This window comes from Bradyrhizobium sp. Arg816 (assembly GCF_029989365.1).
Lineage (GTDB): Bacteria > Pseudomonadota > Alphaproteobacteria > Rhizobiales > Xanthobacteraceae > Bradyrhizobium.
The window spans coordinates 1-503 of sequence record NZ_JAPRAQ010000148.1 but is presented as its reverse complement, the minus strand read 5'-3'; the positions used below and the strand labels follow the sequence as shown (position 1 = coordinate 503).

Here is a 503-nt window from a genome sequence, read left to right as displayed (position 1 = left end):
AGCTCGACGAGGTCGGTGAAGACGTCGGCCTGGCGGCGCAACTCGTCGGCGATCATCGGCGGCTGGCTTGCGATGGTGGAGATCACGGTGACCCGGACGCCGCGGCGCTGGACGGCTTCGACCAGGGAGCGGAAGTCGCCGTCACCCGAGAACAGCACCATCTGGTCGATGTGCTCGGCGAGCTCCATGGCGTCCACGGCGAGCTCGATGTCCATGTTGCCCTTGACCTTGCGGCGGCCGGAGGCGTCGATGAACTCCTTGGTCGCCTTGGTGACGACCGTGTAGCCGTTGTAGTCGAGCCAATCGATCAGCGGACGGATCGAGGAGTATTCCTGATCCTCGATGATCGCGGTGTAGTAGAACGCCCGCAACAGCGTCCCGCGACTCTGAAACTCCTTCAGCAGGCGCTTGTAGTCGATGTCGAAGCCCAGAGTTTTCGCCGTCGCGTAGAGATTGGCCCCATCGATGAAGAGCGCGATCTTGTTAGTGGCAGAAGGTGACAT

1 protein-coding gene is annotated in these 503 nt (G+C 62.0%); it reads right to left on the bottom strand.

Annotated elements, in window-relative coordinates; genetic code table 11:
• Positions 1 to 503, bottom strand: a 503-nt coding sequence (locus tag OWC48_RS46240) for an NYN domain-containing protein (RefSeq protein ID WP_282525962.1), incomplete at its 3' end; no start/stop codon positions are given.